23 protein-coding genes are annotated in these 19,100 nt (G+C 38.4%); 19 read left to right on the top strand and 4 right to left on the bottom strand.

Annotation, left to right across the window (positions count from 1 at the left end):
* Positions 1-33: 33 nt before the first annotated feature.
* The 13 genes from BFP77_RS02120 to BFP77_RS02060 all read left to right on the top strand — a co-directional run bounded on the left by BFP77_RS02120 (position 34) and on the right by BFP77_RS02060 (position 8,393).
* Positions 34-294: a thiamine-binding protein gene (locus BFP77_RS02120; RefSeq protein WP_099572429.1), complete on the top strand. Its 261-nt coding sequence runs from the start codon at positions 34-36 to the stop codon at positions 292-294.
* The gene (gene pnuC / locus BFP77_RS02115; protein WP_099572428.1) at positions 278-910 is read left to right on the top strand and encodes a nicotinamide riboside transporter PnuC; all 633 of its coding nucleotides are present in this window, start codon (positions 278-280) and stop codon (positions 908-910) included. The genes BFP77_RS02120 and pnuC overlap by 17 nt, the downstream gene beginning before the upstream one ends.
* Entirely contained in the window at positions 871-1,434 is a 564-nt protein-coding gene (locus BFP77_RS02110) for an AAA family ATPase (protein ID WP_099572427.1), read from the top strand. The genes pnuC and BFP77_RS02110 overlap by 40 nt, the downstream gene beginning before the upstream one ends.
* Positions 1,431-2,969: a DUF4301 family protein gene (locus tag BFP77_RS02105; protein WP_099572426.1), complete on the top strand. Its 1,539-nt coding sequence runs from the start codon at positions 1,431-1,433 to the stop codon at positions 2,967-2,969. The genes BFP77_RS02110 and BFP77_RS02105 overlap by 4 nt, the downstream gene beginning before the upstream one ends.
* Positions 2,970-3,259: 290 nt before the next feature.
* Positions 3,260-3,463 (top strand): hypothetical protein, encoded by a 204-nt coding sequence (locus BFP77_RS02100; RefSeq protein WP_099572425.1) that lies wholly within the window; start codon positions 3,260-3,262, stop codon positions 3,461-3,463.
* A gap of 158 nt (positions 3,464-3,621) precedes the next feature.
* Positions 3,622-3,927 (top strand): hypothetical protein, encoded by a 306-nt coding sequence (locus BFP77_RS02095; RefSeq protein ID WP_099572424.1) that lies wholly within the window; start codon positions 3,622-3,624, stop codon positions 3,925-3,927.
* A 214-nt stretch (positions 3,928-4,141) separates the two neighbouring features.
* The gene (locus tag BFP77_RS16790) at positions 4,142-4,333 is read left to right on the top strand and encodes a hypothetical protein (RefSeq protein WP_143751820.1); all 192 of its coding nucleotides are present in this window, start codon (positions 4,142-4,144) and stop codon (positions 4,331-4,333) included.
* Positions 4,334-4,642: 309 nt separating this feature from the next.
* Complete coding sequence (locus tag BFP77_RS17195) at positions 4,643-4,879, top strand: hypothetical protein (RefSeq protein ID WP_257212834.1); 237 nt, start codon at positions 4,643-4,645, stop codon at positions 4,877-4,879.
* Positions 4,880-5,280: 401 nt separating this feature from the next.
* Positions 5,281-5,757 carry an Hsp20/alpha crystallin family protein gene (locus tag BFP77_RS02080; protein WP_099572422.1) on the top strand — a complete coding sequence of 159 codons (477 nt, stop codon included), beginning with the start codon at positions 5,281-5,283 and terminating at the stop codon, positions 5,755-5,757.
* A 127-nt stretch (positions 5,758-5,884) separates the two neighbouring features.
* Positions 5,885-6,073, top strand: coding sequence for a hypothetical protein (locus tag BFP77_RS02075; protein ID WP_099572421.1), 189 nt, complete (start codon positions 5,885-5,887; stop codon positions 6,071-6,073).
* A 60-nt stretch (positions 6,074-6,133) separates the two neighbouring features.
* A complete protein-coding gene (locus BFP77_RS02070) occupies positions 6,134-6,385 on the top strand; it encodes a hypothetical protein (protein WP_099572420.1) in 252 nt (83 codons plus the stop codon).
* A gap of 136 nt (positions 6,386-6,521) precedes the next feature.
* Complete coding sequence (locus tag BFP77_RS02065; RefSeq protein WP_143751819.1) at positions 6,522-6,917, top strand: hypothetical protein; 396 nt, start codon at positions 6,522-6,524, stop codon at positions 6,915-6,917.
* 114 nt (positions 6,918-7,031) lie between these two features.
* Positions 7,032-8,393, top strand: coding sequence for a sigma-54-dependent transcriptional regulator (locus BFP77_RS02060; protein ID WP_099572418.1), 1,362 nt, complete (start codon positions 7,032-7,034; stop codon positions 8,391-8,393).
* On the opposite strand, the gene BFP77_RS02055 is transcribed toward BFP77_RS02060, so the two are convergent.
* Positions 8,368-10,833, bottom strand: a complete 2,466-nt coding sequence (locus tag BFP77_RS02055; RefSeq protein WP_099572417.1) for an ATP-binding protein — start codon at positions 10,831-10,833, stop codon at positions 8,368-8,370. The genes BFP77_RS02060 and BFP77_RS02055 overlap by 26 nt on opposite strands.
* A 343-nt stretch (positions 10,834-11,176) precedes the next feature.
* On the opposite strand from BFP77_RS02055, the gene BFP77_RS02050 reads away from it, so the two are divergent.
* From BFP77_RS02050 to BFP77_RS02040, 3 genes are all read left to right on the top strand, one after another.
* The gene (locus BFP77_RS02050) at positions 11,177-13,351 is read left to right on the top strand and encodes a TonB-dependent receptor (RefSeq protein ID WP_099572416.1); all 2,175 of its coding nucleotides are present in this window, start codon (positions 11,177-11,179) and stop codon (positions 13,349-13,351) included.
* 2 nt (positions 13,352-13,353) lie between these two features.
* Entirely contained in the window at positions 13,354-14,247 is an 894-nt protein-coding gene (locus tag BFP77_RS02045) for an ABC transporter substrate-binding protein (RefSeq protein ID WP_099572415.1), read from the top strand.
* Positions 14,248-14,334: 87 nt separating this feature from the next.
* On the top strand, positions 14,335-15,441 hold the full coding sequence (locus tag BFP77_RS02040; RefSeq protein WP_099572414.1) for a PAS domain-containing protein: 1,107 nt from the start codon (positions 14,335-14,337) through the stop codon (positions 15,439-15,441).
* Positions 15,442-15,457: 16 nt separating this feature from the next.
* Here the strand turns inward: BFP77_RS02040 and BFP77_RS02035 are convergent, their stop codons facing one another.
* A complete protein-coding gene (locus BFP77_RS02035) occupies positions 15,458-15,895 on the bottom strand; it encodes a hypothetical protein (protein ID WP_180272286.1) in 438 nt (145 codons plus the stop codon).
* Between the two features lie 133 nt (positions 15,896-16,028).
* Here BFP77_RS02035 and greA point away from each other — a divergent pair, with 133 nt between their 5' ends.
* Together greA and BFP77_RS02025 are read left to right on the top strand one after the other, a co-directional pair.
* Entirely contained in the window at positions 16,029-16,505 is a 477-nt protein-coding gene (greA, locus tag BFP77_RS02030) for a transcription elongation factor GreA (RefSeq protein WP_099572413.1), read from the top strand.
* A 74-nt stretch (positions 16,506-16,579) separates the two neighbouring features.
* Entirely contained in the window at positions 16,580-16,972 is a 393-nt protein-coding gene (locus BFP77_RS02025) for an HIT family protein (RefSeq protein ID WP_099572412.1), read from the top strand.
* Here the strand turns inward: BFP77_RS02025 and BFP77_RS02020 are convergent.
* Together BFP77_RS02020 and BFP77_RS02015 are read right to left on the bottom strand one after the other, a co-directional pair.
* Positions 16,959-17,315 (bottom strand): hypothetical protein, encoded by a 357-nt coding sequence (locus BFP77_RS02020; protein WP_099572411.1) that lies wholly within the window; start codon positions 17,313-17,315, stop codon positions 16,959-16,961. The two genes, BFP77_RS02025 and BFP77_RS02020, sit on opposite strands and share 14 nt — an antisense overlap.
* Positions 17,316-17,317: 2 nt before the next feature.
* The gene (locus BFP77_RS02015; protein ID WP_099572410.1) at positions 17,318-18,466 is read right to left on the bottom strand and encodes a sensor histidine kinase; all 1,149 of its coding nucleotides are present in this window, start codon (positions 18,464-18,466) and stop codon (positions 17,318-17,320) included.
* Between the two features lie 128 nt (positions 18,467-18,594).
* Between BFP77_RS02015 and BFP77_RS02010 the strand changes: the two genes are divergently transcribed.
* Positions 18,595-18,972: a DUF3127 domain-containing protein gene (locus BFP77_RS02010; RefSeq protein WP_099572409.1), complete on the top strand. Its 378-nt coding sequence runs from the start codon at positions 18,595-18,597 to the stop codon at positions 18,970-18,972.
* The last annotated feature ends 128 nt before the right edge of the window (positions 18,973-19,100 follow it).

The raw sequence follows: 19,100 nt of genomic DNA, 5'->3' as shown, positions 1-19,100 counted from the left end.
TACCGAACACCGAACAACGAACACCGAACAACCATGAATATATCCGTAGAGCTTACGTTCTCACCCTTGCAGGATGATTTCGAAGAACACATTATCAACTTTATTAAAAAACTAAGGAATTCTGGCTTAACCGTCCTTGAGAATCCTCTGAGCACCCAGGTTTATGGCGAATACGATGCTGTAATGAAGGTTTTACATCAGGAAATAAAAATAGCCTTTGAACTTATGGATAAAGGCTTATTGTCTATGAAATTGGTAAAATCTGACAGAAGCGATTATGAGCCTCATTTTTGATTGGATTTTTGTCCAGTATCAAGATACACCATCACATCTAATCGTATTGGAGATGATCGGGGTATTTTTCGGCTTTCTAAGCGTATGGTATTCCAAACATGAAAATATCCTTGTATTCCCTACAGGGATTATAAGTACGGGAATATTCGTTTACATTCTTCTGGTATTCGGTTTATTGGGAGATATGTTAATTAACGCTTACTACTTTTCCATGAGTGTATTTGGCTGGTACGTTTGGACAAGGAAAGTGGATGACAGTCATTTTACACCCGTTACCAGAACTACGCTGCAAGAAAAAAAATGGTCGGTTGCCCTCTTTGTATCCACGATCCTATTTGTTTGTGTTGTCTATTGGATTTTTGATAAGTTCAATAACTGGACGGCATACGTAGACACCTTTACGACCGCTATTTTTTTTGTGGGGATGTGGCTCATGGCCAAGAAGAAGTTAGAAAACTGGATATACTGGATAATCGGGGATATCATATCCGTTCCTCTGTATTTGTACAAAGGACTTATATTTACATCGCTCCAGTTCTTTTTATTTACCATTATCGCTATTTACGGTTATCTCGCATGGAAGAAAAGTATAAACAACAACCTTCAGACCTCTTAAAAGTTGTCCTTTTCGGGCCGGAATCAACAGGAAAAACGACCCTTTCGGAGCAGTTGGCCAGACATTATAATACGGTCTGGGTACCAGAGTACGCGCGGGAGTACTTACAGGAAAAATGGAACAATGAGCGGAAGACCTGTGAACCGCATGATTTGTTGCCCATCGCAGCTGGGCAAATGCAATTGGAAAATAGTCTGACCAAAAAAGCTACAGAAATTCTGATATGCGATACAGATTTATTGGAGACAAAAGTATATTCGGAGGCCTATTATATTGGTAATTGTGACCCTATTCTTGAAAAATATGCCTTGCAGAACAAATATGACCTGTATTTTTTAACTTACATAGATATTCCCTGGGAGGCAGATGATTTACGGGATAAACCTGAGGAGCGAGAAGAAATGTTTTCTTATTTTAAAAATACATTAGAGAAATACGGGCGTAATTTTATTATATTAATGGGAAATAAAAAGGAGCGTTTAAAAACGGCCATAGCACACATAGATAAATTATTAGGGAAATGATGGAATTTACGGAGAAAGATAAGGAACAGTTAAAGTCCAAAGGGATATCCGAAACGAAGGTAAGCGCACAGATTGAAACATTTAAGGAAGGAATCCCCTTCGTTAATTTACAACGGGCCGCGGTAGTCGGTGATGGCATTTATAGGTTTACCAAAGAAGAGGAAGAAGATTTGGTCACAAGTTACGAGGCCAATGCCAAGAACCTTTCCATATTAAAATTTGTTCCGGCTTCCGGTGCCGCCTCCCGTATGTTCAAAGCCCTGTTCAATTTTCTGGATGCTTACAATCCAACGGATGAAACCTTTGACGCTTACTTAGAGCGATCCAATGATAAGGACCTTAAGGTATTTGCTGAAGGGATTAAAAACTTTCCTTTTTACCAAAAAGTCAAGGATAGGCTTAATCAAGAAAGTGCTACCAAAGGTGAAGAGGTATATGCATTCGTTTCTGAAATGATGGGAGAAGATGCACTTAATTACGGTTTTTATCCAAAGGGGTTACTGCCTTTTCATCAATATGACAATAATACGGCAACGCCTTTTGAAGAGCATTTAAAAGAAGGCGCACTCTATGGCGCCTCCAATGGTAATGCCAAACTTCATTTTACCATTTCTGAACAGCATGAGGAAATGTTCAAGGAAGAGTTTTCGCAAGTCGGGACTAGGGTTTCGGAAGCTACGGGAACAGCATTCACTGTGGATTACTCATTCCAAAAATCGGCCACTGATACCATTGCCGTAGATATGAACAACAAGCCATTTAGGAACAATGACGGCTCTGTATTGTTTAGACCTGGAGGTCATGGCGCTTTGATTGAAAACCTTAACGAGCAAGATGCGGATATTATCTTCATCAAGAACATAGATAATGTAGCGGTGATGCGCGATTCGGATGCCGTGGCCCAAAGCAAAAAGATATTGGCGGGAGTATTACTAAACACACAGAAAAAGGCGTTTGATTATATGAGATTAATACAAGGCGGTGGTGTTGAGGAGAACCAAAGTGCTGAAATAAAAGAATTTTTAGAGTCCAAGCTTAATGCTAGATTCGCTGGTGATTATGATCGTTTTACAAAGGAAGAGCAACTAAAAGCTCTTCAAGAAAAGTTGCAACGCCCCATTAGGGTCTGTGGTATGGTAAAGAATGAAGGTGAACCCGGAGGTGGTCCGTTTTGGATAACCAATGCACAAGGAGAATTATCGCTTCAAATTATAGAATCGGCCCAAATAGATATGGACGACCAAAAACAGGTTGCTATTTTAAAGAATTCCACCCATTTTAACCCTGTAGATTTGGTTTGCGGGGTACGTAATCAGAAAGGAGAGAAACTGGACCTTTTAAAATTCGTAGATCACAAACAAGGCTTTATCACCGGTAAAACTAAAGATGGTAAAGAGTTAAAGGCCTTAGAGCTGCCTGGACTATGGAATGGAGCCATGGCATACTGGAACACTATCTTTGTAGAGGTGCCTTTGGTCACCTTTAATCCGGTAAAAACGGTAAACGACTTATTAAAGCCCTCACATCAAGGTTAATTAACTCTATTTCTTGAACAACAGAAATGTGTATGCGTTACACACTTCTGTTGTTTCTAGACAGTTTTCCCCATCCTTTTTAAATAGCTTTAGTTTGTAAAAATCTAATTTTCAAATAGTTATATCTATTTATTTTCTGTGGTATGATTTTTCTATTATACCTGGCAAGAATGTTTAATTTAAAATATAGATAAAATGAAAAAGTTAGTTTATGTCATCGCAATCGTATTAGGAGGAATAGTTGTAAATGCCGCAGAGGCCCAAAAATTCAGAATGTTCTCATGGAATAGGTGTCTGTTCTAGATTTTACGGAGATTTCCACATCTGCTCTTCCACAGGCCGTAATGGATGCTTTCACTGCAGATTTTCCTAGTGCTACTTTAAACAAGGCCTATGTTAATGAAGAGGGGCAATATAAATTAGAAATTACGAACGAAGATGGTAGTACAGCAGCCTTATATGCAGATGCAGAAGGCAAATGGTTGGAAATGTAATTTTTCTCTATAGTTTGTTAGTTTAGTTAAAAGCTGCTTCGGCAGCTTTTTTAATTTTCCGATAGTTAAAAAAATATAAAAGTTGGGTATGTAAACATCTGTAAGCCGCTAGCGTCCGTACATAGGGTAGATTATAATAATCATATTAAAATCATAGAATGACAAGATACGTGATACTAGCACTTGTTGCCATTGGAACGATTTTTAATGCAGGAGCTAAGGATATTATAAATTTAGGGGATAATTATTCTTATGTTGTAATCACAGATGATTTCAAAAAAGTAAGTTCAAAAGAACTAACTCCTCCTGTAGTTGAAGAATTATTGAAACAGTACCCTACTTCTAAACTCGGAGCCGTTTACAAAAATTCCAAAGGAGAATTTAAGCTTATTATGGTTTTAAAGAGCGGTACTAGAAGAACTGTTTATATAGATTCTTACGGTAATTGGTTCAAAAAGAATTAAATACGCGAAAAAAATATGAAAAAAGCTGCCTTACGCAGCTTTTTTTTTGGCGAAAAGTGACTTCGTGAATATAAGCGTGTCTTATAAGATGTAGAACAAAAGAAAAAGAAAAATGGTAACGATGGTGTTTGCAGCGATAGGAACAGTGGTCTGTGTAACTTCTTTTTGTGTTATAGCAAGAATCTGTTGGGAAAAAGAATAATAAAAAATATAAATGGAAGACATATCAAAATCACTATTATTGGGAACCTTTACCATCTGTTTTTGGGTGGGGTCTTCCATAGTTTTAAATGAACACAATAAGGTAACTACCGTTACAGATGAAGTAGTTGCGGAAAGAATAGAACATATAGATGAAACCTTTGTGGAAACACTAACTATTGACTATGAAGGTGCCACCAATTAAAACATCCCCCCGACATTGAGTTGAAGCAGGTTTTTTTTGAAGAATTAACCTGCAGATGTTTAAATAATGAGTTTAGAAGTTCGGTTTTTTTGGTTGGTTGTGAAGGGAGTCGCTTATGCGGCTCCTTTCTTTTTTGAGTAAAAGTTATACAGAAGGGTTCAAATGGAAACAGTTTTACCCAATTAAGATTCGCTCACTTTCAAGTAAATAACTGACTGTTAATGCCTTAAAATATATTCGACTTATGGCATTATTATTTCTTTTTTAAAATTGAAATAGAATAGAAGTAAAACTTAAAAGAAAAGAAACATGAAGAAGTCGTTTTTAATAGGATTGTTCGCAATGGTCAGTATTTCAGTAATGGCACAGAATGCTCAGGAAGTGAAAGTATCTCCTGAGGCAGAAAATATTGAAATTATAAATCAGGATTTCTCAGAAATTGATGTTACTGAATTGCCTACGGCGGTGACTGAAGCAGTAAGCAAAAATTACCCTACATCTACCATAAACAAGGCCTACGTTAATGAGAGTAACAATATAAGTTAGAAGTTTCTTTGGAGGATGGTACTTCGGGTACCTTGTATGCGGACGAGTATGGGAATTGGTTGGATATGTAAATCGTAAAACTTGTTTGTATCAAGTTGGTTTGGTCAGAAAGAGGTAGCCTTGTGCTACCTCTTTCTATTTTCTGAAATGGGCACAAAACATTGTGAAACGTAACTAATGCACATAGTTAACACTATTTCTGAAAAAATGTCATTAGGCCCGGTTTTGTAAATGTCAGACTGGCATTTTATTTTGCATTTTTTTAATACTCTTTTCATAGAATTCTTAAATTATTTTAAAGGATAGCTGTCACAGGTGGGCAATAACTATTTTGGCATTTAATTTGTCCTTAAAAAGCAAGAATATTTGAATTATTGTTTAACCTAAAATTTATTGTAGTTATGAGTAATCTAACAACGACAAGAAATGGAAGTAAGGCAAATGGAAATTCGAATAGCCTTACTTTACCCACATGGTCCTCATGGATCGATGAAGTGTTCAATAGGGACTTACCCTCAGTTTTTACATCAAATTTTAATACTGGCCTAACCATGCCTAAGGTAAATATCAGGGAAACTGCAGATGCTTACTTTGTAGATATGGCCGTGCCAGGTCTAAAAAAATCTGATTTTCATATTGAGCTAGACAACCAATTGTTATCTATTTCTACGGAGATGGAAGAGAGCGATGAAAATCAAGAGGTGAGTTATACACGTAGAGAGTTTGGATATGCTTCCTTTAAACGTTCTTTCTCATTGCCGGAAACGGTAAGTGATGACAAAATTAAAGCAGAATATACAGACGGCGTGTTGAGCATTCACCTTCCCAAAAAGGAGGAGGCAAAACAGAAGCCTGCGAGAAGTATTAAAATCTCTTAGTTAGTTAAAATGAAGGAGGTCTGCACCGCTGACCTCCTTTTGCTATTTCCACTTTTTTTAATTGATGTCCTTTCCATTATTATAAAGACAGGAAAATATGAGGATGTTAAACCTAAAACTTTAGAAGATGAAAAAGTTTGTTATAACGTTGTTTGTAGCACTTATGACTATAGGGTGCAATAGCCAAGAAAGCAACAAGAAAGAACTGAAAAAGAAAGAGAAAATTGGGATGGAAGAACCAGAAGGTAACTGGGAGGTGAATAAGGAATTTGACGAGGAGGGAAATATGATACGTTATGATTCCATTTATTCTTGATCCTCCGGTAATAATTTAGATGAGTTAGCAACTTTTAATCGCGACAGCACTTTAAAGTCCTTGCAATCTCGTTTCTATAGAGATTTTTCACAATTCGATTTTGACAAGGAAGGTTACGGAAAACTATTTACGGAAGACTCTCTATTTACAAAGCGCTTTTTTAACAATGATTTTTTTGAGAACGATTTTGGCAGGGATTTTATGAATCTAGACCAAATGCATGAGCGAATGATGGCTGTTCAAAGACAATTCCTAGAACGTTACCAACCTCTGGTGAGGCCAGAATCGAAGAAAGATTCTCTACGTCAATAAGGGTTAGCTAAAATGCGTTAGCACAATAGTTTGCCTTTTTGTTCAAATAAGATTTTGATAGTAATTAATTGATGATAAAGTAATTTTTACAATGAAAATATTTTTTTTGCAGATACTCAAATTCAAATTTATGTTTATGTTATTTTTCCTGTGTAACACATCGTTTTCACATGGGCAAACCTTATATGCGCTGAAGATAGATGGGAATATACGTAATGAAGCCACAGAAATTACGGCTGAATATCAACCGCGTTTGGTAATGGGGGTAGATCAAGCATTGGAATTTAAATCTACCGTTGCAAAATATTTGGTTAAAAAACAGGCTGTTAAATCAGATAACAGCCTATCTGCCAAAGCAAAGTATAATCTACTAAAGCGGTTGTCAAGTCAGGAATCTTCTGATATGGCCGATGTTCTAGAATCCTATCGTTTACAGGAGTACCTAAGGATTAAACCAAAAATTCAACCCATACCTAAACCAAGGGCATACAAAGAAAACCTAATTGCACAGGATAATGGAGGTATTAATTGATAGTGAGGCGCTAGACTAATTTTCACACTCCTCTTAAAAGGCTGTTTTTTGAAAGAGAGGTAGCTGTTTTCTGCTTTTTTTACGTAGATATAGAGAACACATACGATTGCCCCAATGCCCAAAATCTTAATTATTGAAGATGATATCTCCTTCGCACAAATGCTCCAGAAGTTCCTGACAAGAAAAAATTTTCAGGTACATGTCAGCCACACAGGTCTAGATGGCGAGGAAAGATTAAAGAACCACCCTTACGATGTAGTCCTTGCAGACTTAAGGCTTCCATCATATGATGGGTTGCAGCTTTTCTCTCAAATAAGGGGGAAAACCCAAGTTATAGTAATGACAGGCTATGCGGAGGTAACTACCGCAGTACATGCGATGAAAAAGGGGGCTTTCGATTACATTGCCAAACCTTTTGCGCCAGATCAGCTTCTCAATAGTATTGACAAGGCATTAAAGGTGTCTGAATCCGAGGATAAGGAGAAGCACATGCATAATGAACAATCATCCCCAAAACAGGAATCATCCTCAACCTTAAAAACAGGTTCTTCAAAAGGAAAGCTTCAGTTTATAAGTGATGTAGCCCAAGAGCTGAACAACTATATTTCTTTGGTAGCCCCAACAGATATGTCGGTTTTAATAGTAGGAGAAAGCGGAACGGGGAAGGAGGTTTCTGCAAAGGCTATTCATGCAAATAGTAAAAGAAAAGATAAAGCTTTTATTGCGTTAGATTGCGGCGCTATACCTAAGGAGTTGGCAGCTAGTGAATTTTTTGGTCATCTAAAAGGTAGTTTTACGGGTGCTATTTCAGATAAGATTGGAAGTTTTGAAGCGGCCAATGGAGGAACTCTTTTTTTGGATGAAGTAGGGAACTTATCCTATGAAAATCAGATACAGCTTTTAAGGGCGTTACAGGAACGCAAAATAAAACGTATTGGGAGCAACAAGGAGATTAATGTAGACGTACGGGTAATTTCCGCAACCAATGAAGATTTAAAAAAGGGTGTTGCAAAAGGCACTTTTCGAGACGATTTATACCATAGATTAAATGAGTTTTCTTTTCGTATACCTGCATTAACAGAAAGGGAAGGAGACTTACCCGTCTTTGCCAATCATTTTTTAGAAGTATCCAACCTTGAACTGAATAAGCATATCTTGGGATTTTCTGAAGAAGCTTGGGATATTTTTAGAAACTATAATTGGCCGGGAAATATTAGAGAGCTTCAAAATGTCATAAAACGGGCCGTATTACTTTCTCAAGGGGAGAGAATAGAACCAAATGTTTTGCCCCAAGAATTGAGCAAGGGGTTAGAAAATGATGCGAATAGGGACCTGTCCAAGGAAGAATTTGAAAAGGAACAAATATTAAAAGCTCTAAAACGTACTAATTATAATAAGTCCAAAGCGGCTAAGATGCTTCGGATAACCAGAAAAACTTTATATAATAGAATTAGCCATTATAAACTGGAGATTTAGTTGTTTCATTCTCAAGGGTTTCCAGTAGTTTATCTAGGAACCTATGCAGTTTATCAAAATCGATTTTTATATTTTTCCAGTTATCGTAATCCAAGGGAATCTCCTCTAATACTTCTAAAATTGGAATGGCCTCTGTAATTTGAAGTTGACGAAACATGGGCAACATTTTATGGGCTGCTGAGCTAAGGGCCGTCGCACTTTTGTTTAAAAATGCGATTTTTAAGGACATCTGATTTTCAATGGTGTCTTTTTTGAACGTTTCCAAAAGTTGCTGAATGGCCATACCATCATCCCCGAGAAAGGATTCTAGCAAACCTGTATGATAAAGACCATTTCCCTTAAGATTTGCTGAAACTTCATGGTGAACCATCTTGTCAACTTGGTTCAAAATTCCCAGCTCCTGCAAAAGTTCTGATTTAGAAAAAGGTTTTCTTAACACCGTAAGGAATCCTTTGGAGGTGAAAACTTCTTTTTTCAAATCTTTCCTCCCTGTCATCGCTAGGATAGGCTGATTTTTATAATGGCCATACTTACCTTCGAGCAATTGCTTTACAATATCAAAACCGGAGACCTTAGGCATTTCAATATCGGTCAATACCAGATCGTAGGTTAGGTCGACATCTGCCATGGGAACAAGGTTAAAATCGCTAAAGAGTATTGGCGTAATGTTCTCGCTACGTAGCATTTCCCCTAATAGATGAAGAAAGGCCGTATCGTCATCTATAATAAGTATTCGCAATGGTTTTTGAAGGGCAATTGGTGGTACTTTGGTTACATCTTTTTGTTCTTCCTGTCCAAAAACTAACGGAAGCTTTAGAGTGAATACACTACCTTTTCCTACTTCACTTTCTAGTGTTAGAGCACCTCCTAAAAGTTGGATTAGTTTTTTGGCTATGCTCAGACCTAGACCATAACCATGATAATTTTGGGCTCTATGGTCTGGTGCTTGCTCAAATTCGTTGAAAATAACCTCTTGTCGTTCTTTTGAAATACCGACCCCGGTGTCGGAAATTGAAATCTGAACCAGTTTGGGTTCTAGAGTGTCGATGACATTTGCTTTTACCAGAATTTCTCCCGCCAAGGTAAATTTAAAGGCATTACCGATAAGGTTCGCCATAATCTGTCGTATTCTAACCGGGTCGTTGACAATAGGTCGCTCTAGGGTATCCTCAATCTTTAGAGTCAAGGAAATGTCTTCGTTGGCATGGGCCGTTGCGATATGCTGAGCTGTTTCGGTCAATAGGTCAGCAAGGTTGAAGTCAATTTTTTCGGGCTTCATTTTTTCCGCATCCAATTGCGAAAAATCCAACAGGTCATTGACCAGGTTGGTCATATAGCCTGTTGCCGATTTTATGTTACTAATATAGTTCTGCTGTTGTTGTGAAATTTTTGAATCTTCCAATAGTGTCGTGTAACCTGAAATAGTGTTGAGAGGAGTGCGGACGTCATGACTCACAGTGCGGATTAAACGTTCCCTGCTTTTCAGTAAGACGTCCGTGAATTTTTTTTCCTTTTCTAATTTTTTACGGTAAAGATTGGCCTTCCAAAAATCTCTATTGAGAATAAAAATAAAAACCACCACAACTAAAAACCCTAGGAGGGCTGCACCGCTTGCTAACCGAATACTCCTTTTAAGGGCCGTTTCCTTTTTGATTGTATCGTTGATGCTATTCACTAAAATTTCCTTTTCAAAGGAAGCTAGAATATAGCCTAACTGTTGCGAGAGTTCCAAATTGGTTCTGTTGATAGTGCGTTCTTGCTTGGTCAAAGCTTGGAGGTTAAGCATATTCTCTTCTTTCACCTCCCGCAACAAAGACCTTGAAACGTTTAAGACACTATCGGCACGTCTTGCTTTGTCCTCGTTGGATTCATCGGGTGGAATATTGCTGTTTAGGTAGTGGGCTACTTTTTTGATGGCTTCTTGAGCCTTAGGAGATAATTCTTCCAGATTCGGAGCTAAGCCTTCAGCGGTGATAACGCCAAGGTTGGCTTCCATTTGTTCAAATTGTTCCAAGGCCATATCAATAGCTGCGCTGGTCTGGTCTTGGGTCTTAAACTTTCTCAGTACATTTGTGTTAAGCACCTTTTGCTCCAATAATAGCTGTAGGCTGTCCAATTGTATCAATTGTTGTTCTTGGGTGCTCAACCCTCTAAGCTCATCGATGTCTTTGTATAGGGTCTCAATATGTTGTTTATAGGTATTGAAATCGCTCTTTTTTCGAGTTTGAAGTGCCAGTTCAGATAGGCTTTCCGCTTCGTATAATTGTGATACGAACGTATTTGTCTTAAGCAGTTTAATATCGTTTTCCGTGGTAGATTCTGTAGCGAGGTAATCACTAATTTCAGAGTATACGTAAGAAGAAGCGATAACGGCAAGTATCACCAGCAGCAAATAACTGATTATAATTTTTTGAGTAAGCTTGGTGCTGAATCCGCTCATATATACTATGTACGTTTTATGAGGCCTGCTAAGCCTTTAGCACATGTTAATTGTTCAGGAGCGATTTTTTTTCATTCTATGGTATGAAAGATGAAAATGCTGTCTTACATTTGTGCCATCTCAAAGGGGTGCTAAGTCCCGAACAAAAATCAGGCTGGTCCTGAACGGAGTTCAGGATAAAGCTGAGATTATACCCAAAGAACCTGGGCGGGTAATGCCGCCAAGGGAAGCGATAATCGCTATTAGGTAACGCACGGTTGCGCCAAAAAAGTTTTGGAAGGCAACTAAAAATTTAATTTTAACTTAGAATAATAGCCCCTTTTATTCGTAAACTATTTTACGAATGAAGTACACTATTTTCACAACATTGGCCATATTCGGCCTAACAATGGCCTCACAGGCCCAACAACAACCAACGGATTCCATAGAAGGTAAAAAAGTAGTGCTAGACGAGGTCTTCGTTTCCGCTATTAGGGTAACCAAGGAATCTCCCGTAACGTTTTCCAACTTAACAAAGGAGGATATTAAACCTCGAAATCTTGGTCAAGATATTCCTATTTTGATGAACTTTCTACCATCTGTGGTCACCACCTCCGATGCAGGAGCCGGAATAGGGTATACCGGTATACGGGTACGTGGTAGTGATGCCACGAGGGTAAACGTAACCATTAATGGCATACCGTATAACGATGCCGAATCTCAAGGCACGTTCTGGGTAAATATGCCAGACTTTGCTTCCTCTACGGAGAGTTTGCAGTTGCAACGTGGGGTAGGTACCTCTACCAACGGGGCGGGAGCCTTTGGTGCCAGTTTAAATTTATTGACAGATGGGTTTTCGGAAGAAGCCTATGCGCAAATTTCATCTTCCGTAGGAAGTTTCAATACCCTGCGGAGTAACATAAAATTCAGCACCGGATTATTGAACGATCATGTAGAGATTTCCGGACGTTTATCACAAATAAACTCGGATGGATACATAGATCGGGCACGTGCCGATATGGATTCCTACTTTCTGCAAGGAGCTTATAAGGATGATAACACCCTCATCAAGGCCTTGTTGTTCGGTGGGCATGAGATTACCTATCAATCTTGGTTCGGTATAGACGCCGCAACATTGGAAAGTGATCGAACTTTTAATCCGGCAGGTATATATACGGACGAAAATGGAAATACGCAATTCTATGATAACGAGGTAGATAATTACAAACAGGATCATGCGCAATTATTATGGAATGAACAAATATCCGATACTTGGAGCACTAACGTGGCCCTACACTACACTCGTGGCAGGGGCTTTTTTGAGCAATTCCGGGAAGATGACGATTTCGAGACCTATGGTTTTGAGCCGTTAACCGTTAATGGTGAGGTAGTAAATACGACCGATTTAATTCGCAGACGATGGCTGGATAATGATTTCTATGGCACGGTGTTCTCCGCAAACTATGTTAAGGACAAACTAAACCTGATTATCGGTGGCGGTTGGAACAAGTATGAAGGAGATCATTTTGGTGAGGTCATCTGGGCACGTTTTGCCAGCGATAGTGAAATTAGGGATCGTTACTACGACGATAACTCTACCAAGACAGATTTTAACATGTACACCAAGGCCAATTACCAATTAAATACGCAATGGTCACTGTATGGAGATCTTCAATATAGAAGAGTGGGGTACCGTGCAAACGGAGAAGATACCGGTCTGGTAGACGATACCTTTAATTTTTTCAATCCCAAGGCAGGGGTTACCTTCGATTTAAACCGGAACAACAACTTCTATTTTTCCTATGCCGTAGCTAACCGCGAACCTAATAGAAACGACTACGAAAGCGGAAATCCAAGACCAGAAAGGCTTAACGATTTTGAACTGGGGTGGCGTTATGTATCTCCGGACATACAATTGAATACCAACATCTATTACATGAACTATAAAGACCAACTGGTCCTAACAGGTGAATTAAACGATGTTGGCGCACCCTTACGGGAAAATGTAGGAGACAGCTATAGATTGGGACTGGAGATTGATGCGTCCATTAGATTCAATGATAAATTCAGCGTACAACCCAACATAGCCCTAAGCACAAATAAGAACCAGGATTTCGTTTTTCAGCGAGATGGTGTGCTGCAGGAGTTGGGGAATACCAATATTGCCTATTCGCCCAATATCATTTTTGGCAATATGTTTACCTATAGCCCTACCGATACTTTTCAAGTATCCCTTTTATCTAAATATGTAGGGGAGCAATACATGGGCAACATCGATTCGGAGACATCTATTTTAGATGCCTATTCCCAAACAGATTTTAATGTGCAGTATGAGTTAAAATGTGATGGTTTTTTAAAGAGTATCGTATTCTCCGGACTGGTAAACAACATATTTGATGCTAAGTTTGAGTCTAACGGATACTTCTTCACGTTTGATGATGATTTCTCGGACCCAAATGTAATTACCACAATTGAAGGTGCTGGATTTTATCCGCAGGCGGGAATAAACTTTTTACTTGGGGCAACGGTCAATTTTTAGGGATGAAAAAACTTAAAATTGCATTGGACTGGACTGCGAATACGAACCATACTGGTTTTTACGTGGCAAAAGAGAAGGGATATTACTCCGATTTAGGATTGGAAGTAGCCCTAATAACACCAGATAGTGATAACTATTCGGTAACGCCCGCGAAAAAAGTAGAACTTGGTCAAGCAGATTTGGCACTTTGCCCTTTAGAAAGTATTGTTAGTTATAAAACTAAAAAACGACCTTTTGATGCCGTAGCCTTAGCCACAATTTTTAAGGAGGATATAAGTGCCATTGCTGTTCTGGAAAAGAGTGCAATTCTTGGTCCTAAAGATTTGGATGGTTGCACTTACGCTTCTTACAAGGCCAGATATGAAGATGAGATAGTAAGGCAAATGATAAAGAATGATGGTGGAAACGGTACGTTTAAGATTACTTATCCGGAAAAGTTGGGCATATGGGAAACCATCCTCAATGGTACGGCTGATGCTACCTGGATTTTTACCAATTGGGAAGGAATTCGTGCACAGCAAGAAGGGATTAAATTAAACCTGTTTAAAATGGCGGACTATGGTATACCTTATGGATATTCGCCCGTAATTATGGCCAATAGGGAAACGGTGGATAAACAGAAGGAAATCTATTCAAAATTTTTGAAGGCCACTAAGAAAGGGTTTTTATTTGCACAGAAAGAGCCGGAAATCGCCATAGAAAGCATCAAGCCATTTGTAGCAAAGGAAGATAACAATATCGATTTGGTAGCGAGTCAAATGTACACCTCCCCCTATTACGGAAATTCGGATAAATGGGGTGTAATGGAAAAAGAGCACGTCAATAGCTTTTTATCTTGGCTTCAAAATAAGGGTTTGGAAAAAGCACCTTTATCCTATAAGGATGTGGTCTTTTAAAGTTTTTTTAATGCAATCGAATAAAAAGCAGGAATTTTCTTTATAGATTAAGTATCTTTAAGATAAAATCAGTGATGAAAATCCCCTATGAGCGAATCTAAAAGGTTACAGGAGCTTTATGCATATCAAATTTTAGATACACCTTCGGAAAAGAAATTAGACGATATCGTAGAGATTGCCGCAACGCTCTGTGATACACCTATTGCCGCTATTTCTTTTTTTGATAAGGATAGGCAATGGTTCAAGGCTAAAAAAGGGGTGTTTATTGATGAAATAGCCTCACTAAATGATATTTGTACGTATGCCATAAAAAATCCTAGTAAGGTATTGGTCGTGGAAGATGCCGTACTCGATGTGCGCTTTACTGACGTTAGTTCTTTTGATATAGGAAAGAAATCCATTCGTTTTTTGGTCAACGTACCGTTGACCACTTTAGACGGCCAGGTATTGGGAGTTCTTTCCGTAATGGACTTAAAACCGAGGCAAATAACACCTAGAAAAATAAACGCTCTAAAACTATTGGCCTTAGAAGTGGGGCAGTATCTTGAGTCTAAAAAGGCGATTTATTCGCAAGAGGTCACGCTTAAAAAAGGGACAATGGCCTTGGAGCGTTTCTCTAATCAATCTACAAGCATCTTTTTACAATTTGAAATAGATGCACAAGGGAAGTTGAATTTCCTATTCGTGAGTAAGGGTATCAATAAGATGCATGCAAGTTTAGATGATGAGAAAATCCTTAAGAAGCCGGAAGAGATTTACACAATAATTCACCCAGATGATCTAAGTTATCTAAAACAGACCATTCTAGATTCTTGTGTAAACCTTAGGATGTGGCAGGCAGAATTCAGAATCGTATCAGAAAATGGGGATGTTTCTTGGCATGAGGGTATGGCGAAACCTGTTAAAAAAGAAGACGGTAAAGTGATGTGGTACGGTACATTTCAAGACATCTCCGGTAAAAAAGAATACATAAAAACCTTAGAGCAAATGTCTTTTGATATCTCCCACGTGCTTAGAAAACCGATAACTACCTTAATGAGTATTATTTCTGTCATAGAGATTGAGAAAGACATGGACGAGCAGTCCTTAAAGATGTATGCGGGCTATTTAAAAGCTGTGGGGGAAGAATTGGATAAGTTTACTAAAATGCTTAACGACAGCTATTACGATAAATGGATGGGAACGCAGCAGTAATGTCTTTTCCTAAGTTTTAGTTAGATATGCTCACGGTGTTTCCGTTAAAGGTAGCCCTGTATTCTAGCATATCGTAGTAACGATTACCATCGTCTGGTCTGTTTAGCTGTTGCCCGGTAAAAAGGCTATATTGATACTCCTCGCATTCACAGGTAGCTACCTGTCCGTCCAACACCATGGTAGAGCATGAATTAGGTTCGTGGTTGGGGCAACTGGCCTCAAAGGCCCTAAACTGATTAAAACCTGCATTGACGATAAAAACACCACGAGTACCCACACCGGTGCTCTGCACCAGAACAACACTTCCCGTATTGGTTAAGGGACTATAGAGCGGTAAATTTAAATTGGCATCGAACCTAAAACCTATTTCTTGCAAGAACGGATTTCTGTTGGTCTGCTCATTGGAACAGGAGACTATCAATACCACTAAAAGAATCCCTAGAATACGGCTCATATGCTGTTATGGTTTTACTAAAACTTGAACAAATTTGCGTAAAAAATATGTATATTTGCGTTAAATCCTCTCTAAAAAAGCCCCGTTATTAGGGTAAAGCAGAGGATTTTCTTATTTATTAAACGAGTAAATTATGAGTAACGTATCTTACTACACGGTAGAGGGCTTAAAAAAGCTAAAAGATGAACTGAATCATCTTAGAGATATAGAGCGGCCCAAAGCATCACAGGCAATAGCGGAAGCTCGTGATAAGGGAGATTTGTCTGAAAATGCAGAGTACGACGCGGCCAAGGAAGCGCAGGGTCTATTAGAAATGAAGATTTCTAAAATGGAAGCAATTTTAGCCAATGCCAGATTAATAGACGAATCACAGTTAGATACCTCCAAAGTACTGGTGTTATCTACTGTAAAATTGAAGAACCAGACCAGTGGCATGGAAGTAAAATACAAATTGGTAGCTGAAAGTGAAGCGGATTTAAAAACGGGAAAAATATCGGTCAGTTCTCCAATAGGGAAAGGTCTTTTAGGCAAGAGTGTTGGGGATACGGCAGAAATAACGGTGCCAAACGGAACTTTGAAGTTTGATATTCTTGAGATTACTAGGGAATAGCGCCTTTTTAATAACTATATTTAATCCCGTTATTTCCCGTAACGGGATTTTTTGTTTCATATAATCAACCCGCCATGGCAACCATATTCACAAAAATCATCAATGGGGAAATACCCTGTTACAAAATAACCGAAGACGATAATTTTCTGGCTTTTCTAGATATCAATCCTAATGCGAAGGGGCATACCCTATGTATACCCAAAAAGGAGGTAGATAAATTGTTAGACTTAGACGAGGATACGTATGGCGCATTGATGGCTTTTTCCAGAAGGGTAGGTCTGGCCTTACAAAAAACCTTGGATTGTAAGCGGGTAGGGATGTCCGTTATTGGATTGGAGGTGCCTCATGTACACGTACACTTAATTCCCTTGACCACTATGAAAGATGCTACTTTTCAACATAAGGTTAGTCTATCTCCAGAAGAATTTAAGGACATAGCGGCATGCGTAAGTGCTAAATTTGAATAGTTCCTCCCAAGGAAAAATACACCCCTATAGCTGTGATTATCAGTGCTATAAGAATCAATATATAAAAGAGAAAGGTAGGTTTACTCGATTTTTTCTCTGGTACTACTGTTTTTTGATAGTAGTTGAACATACGTTCAATATCGTCCGTCCAAGCAACCGGATATATCATAGAGCTACATTTACGACAAACGATTTGGTTACTTACCTCGTTGGTGGTTTTATGAAAAAAACGTCCGTAGGTATGTTTTTGATAAAAAGAAAGTTTTAGGTCCTGATTAAAACACTCGGGACAATTATTGGTAAGGTCCGCTTCCTTTATAACAATCAATTTTTCCTTTGCCATGACTACTTGTGAGCTTTGAGGGAAATTTGCATTATGGTACCCTCTTTACCTGACGAAAGTACCTTTATTTTTCCGTTATGATATTCTTCAATGATTCTTTTTACCAGTGATAGGCCCAGACCCCAACCTCTTCGTTTGGACGTTACGCCCGGATTAAAGATACTGGTAAAATTGCTTTTAGGTATTCCATGTCCCGTATCGGCAACTAAAATATTCACGAATTTCCCGTCGGGAACAATATCTATGGAGATACTTCCTTTGCCTCGCATGGCATCAATACCGTTCTTAACTAGATTTTCTATAGTCCAATTGTACAAAGAACTATTTATCAGGACCGATTGTGATTCTATTCTAGAATTGAAGGTGAAATGGATTAGCTTGGAACTTCTTTTTTTTAAATACTCGAATGCGGTCTTCGTCTCCATTACAATATCGCTTTCGTAAAGTTTGGGTAATGAACCAATTTTGGAGAAGCGTTCCGTAATGGTCTCCAACCGTGCGATATCCTTTGCTATTTCCTTGGTGATATCAGGATTTATATGTTCAGATTTCAATAACTCGTTCCAACCTAATAGTGAAGATAACGGAGTACCGATCTGATGTGCCGTTTCCTTGGCCATTCCTGCCCAAAGTTTATTCTGTTCTGAGGCTTTGTTTGTTCTAAACAGGAAATAGATGACCGCTCCGAACAGAAAGATAATTAATAGCAGGGCAATAGGATAATATTTTAACTTGTTCAATACCTCGGAATTACCGTAATATAACGTAGCCAGATGTTCGCCTTGTTGGTCGATGGATACCGGAGTGTTCTCGTTTTGAAATTGCCTTAATTTTTTTTGGATATAGATGGAGTCGGATGCTTTCTCGGCAGGGATATTATTTACCCTAATGGTACTGTCTTTATTGATCAGTATCATTGGGGTAGACGTATTGTTTTGGAACACCTTTAAATGTAGACCTCCCAAATCTACGTCCTCGGCAGAATGAAGGAATTCTGATTGTGCAGTGGCCCAAATCTCCATTTTTAGACGTTCTTCTTCCTTAAAGGTCTTGAAAAAACTATTGGTATTCAACAAGATAAGGCTCACAACGATGAAGGAGCCTGCTAATAAAAATATATTGGAAGTTTTACTCTTAGGATTAAATTGCATCCATTTGATTTCTACTATTAAAGATAACCTAATTTGTAAAAAATTGTTGTGTTGTATTCATAGACTATTGTTTTATTGTAGTGTCATTTTACGTATTTTTGATTTTTACAGTAAAAAGAGCGTTTAAGATGGAAATAGAAGGAAAAGTGAAGTTGGTCGGAGAGACCAAAACTTTTGGAAACAACGGTTTCAGAAAAAGAGAATTAGTAGTAACTACCGATGAGCAGTATCCGCAACATATTATGGTAGAATTTGTTCAGGACAAATGTGATTTGTTGAACAGTTATGCCGTTGGTCAGGATGTTAAGGTTAGCATAAATCTAAGAGGTAGAGAGTGGACAAACCCACAAGGCGAAATAAAATATTTTAACTCCATCCAAGGTTGGCGTATAGAGAATTTACAGCAGCAAGCACAACCGGAAGGAATGCCACCTGTTCCTCCGATGGAAGCTTTTGAGCCTGCGGATAATTTAAATGAAGAAGATCACGATGATCTTCCATTTTAAGGGTTACAGTATAAATAGCTCTTCAGAAGAGGTTTTACCTCTAGCATAAGGAATAAAACGAAAACTTGTTCGACTTAAAAAGTTAAACAAGTTTTTTGCTTTCTAGACCTTTTTCCTAATTTGAGAAT

Origin of the sequence: Maribacter sp. 4U21 (genome assembly GCF_002742365.1) — a bacterium.
Taxonomy (GTDB): Bacteria; Bacteroidota; Bacteroidia; order Flavobacteriales; family Flavobacteriaceae; genus Maribacter.
The sequence above is the reverse complement of the archived record's forward strand: the minus strand, read 5'-3'. Positions and strand labels throughout refer to the sequence as shown.

Bases quoted from the DNA above. Each gene is read 5' to 3' on its own strand.
- BFP77_RS02045 (WP_099572415.1), top strand. From the start codon at position 13,354: ATGAAAAAACTTAAAATTGCATTGGACTGGACTGCGAATACGAACCAT.
- BFP77_RS02010 (WP_099572409.1), top strand. From the start codon at position 18,595: ATGGAAATAGAAGGAAAAGTGAAGTTGGTCGGAGAGACCAAAACTTTT.
- greA (WP_099572413.1), top strand. From the start codon at position 16,029: ATGAGTAACGTATCTTACTACACGGTAGAGGGCTTAAAAAAGCTAAAA.
- BFP77_RS02020 (WP_099572411.1), bottom strand. From the start codon at position 17,315: ATGGCAAAGGAAAAATTGATTGTTATAAAGGAAGCGGACCTTACCAAT.
- BFP77_RS02065 (WP_143751819.1), top strand. From the start codon at position 6,522: ATGTTATTTTTCCTGTGTAACACATCGTTTTCACATGGGCAAACCTTA.
- BFP77_RS02040 (WP_099572414.1), top strand. From the start codon at position 14,335: ATGAGCGAATCTAAAAGGTTACAGGAGCTTTATGCATATCAAATTTTA.
- BFP77_RS02060 (WP_099572418.1), top strand. From the start codon at position 7,032: ATGCCCAAAATCTTAATTATTGAAGATGATATCTCCTTCGCACAAATG.
- BFP77_RS02075 (WP_099572421.1), top strand. From the start codon at position 5,885: ATGAAAAAGTTTGTTATAACGTTGTTTGTAGCACTTATGACTATAGGG.
- BFP77_RS02050 (WP_099572416.1), top strand. From the start codon at position 11,177: ATGAAGTACACTATTTTCACAACATTGGCCATATTCGGCCTAACAATG.
- BFP77_RS02120 (WP_099572429.1), top strand. From the start codon at position 34: ATGAATATATCCGTAGAGCTTACGTTCTCACCCTTGCAGGATGATTTC.
- BFP77_RS02055 (WP_099572417.1), bottom strand. From the start codon at position 10,833: ATGAGCGGATTCAGCACCAAGCTTACTCAAAAAATTATAATCAGTTAT.
- BFP77_RS02025 (WP_099572412.1), top strand. From the start codon at position 16,580: ATGGCAACCATATTCACAAAAATCATCAATGGGGAAATACCCTGTTAC.
- BFP77_RS02015 (WP_099572410.1), bottom strand. From the start codon at position 18,466: ATGCAATTTAATCCTAAGAGTAAAACTTCCAATATATTTTTATTAGCA.
- pnuC (WP_099572428.1), top strand. From the start codon at position 278: ATGAGCCTCATTTTTGATTGGATTTTTGTCCAGTATCAAGATACACCA.
- BFP77_RS16790 (WP_143751820.1), top strand. From the start codon at position 4,142: ATGGAAGACATATCAAAATCACTATTATTGGGAACCTTTACCATCTGT.
- BFP77_RS02105 (WP_099572426.1), top strand. From the start codon at position 1,431: ATGATGGAATTTACGGAGAAAGATAAGGAACAGTTAAAGTCCAAAGGG.
- BFP77_RS02080 (WP_099572422.1), top strand. From the start codon at position 5,281: ATGAGTAATCTAACAACGACAAGAAATGGAAGTAAGGCAAATGGAAAT.
- BFP77_RS02095 (WP_099572424.1), top strand. From the start codon at position 3,622: ATGACAAGATACGTGATACTAGCACTTGTTGCCATTGGAACGATTTTT.
- BFP77_RS02110 (WP_099572427.1), top strand. From the start codon at position 871: ATGGAAGAAAAGTATAAACAACAACCTTCAGACCTCTTAAAAGTTGTC.
- BFP77_RS17195 (WP_257212834.1), top strand. From the start codon at position 4,643: ATGAAGAAGTCGTTTTTAATAGGATTGTTCGCAATGGTCAGTATTTCA.
- BFP77_RS02035 (WP_180272286.1), bottom strand. From the start codon at position 15,895: ATGAGCCGTATTCTAGGGATTCTTTTAGTGGTATTGATAGTCTCCTGT.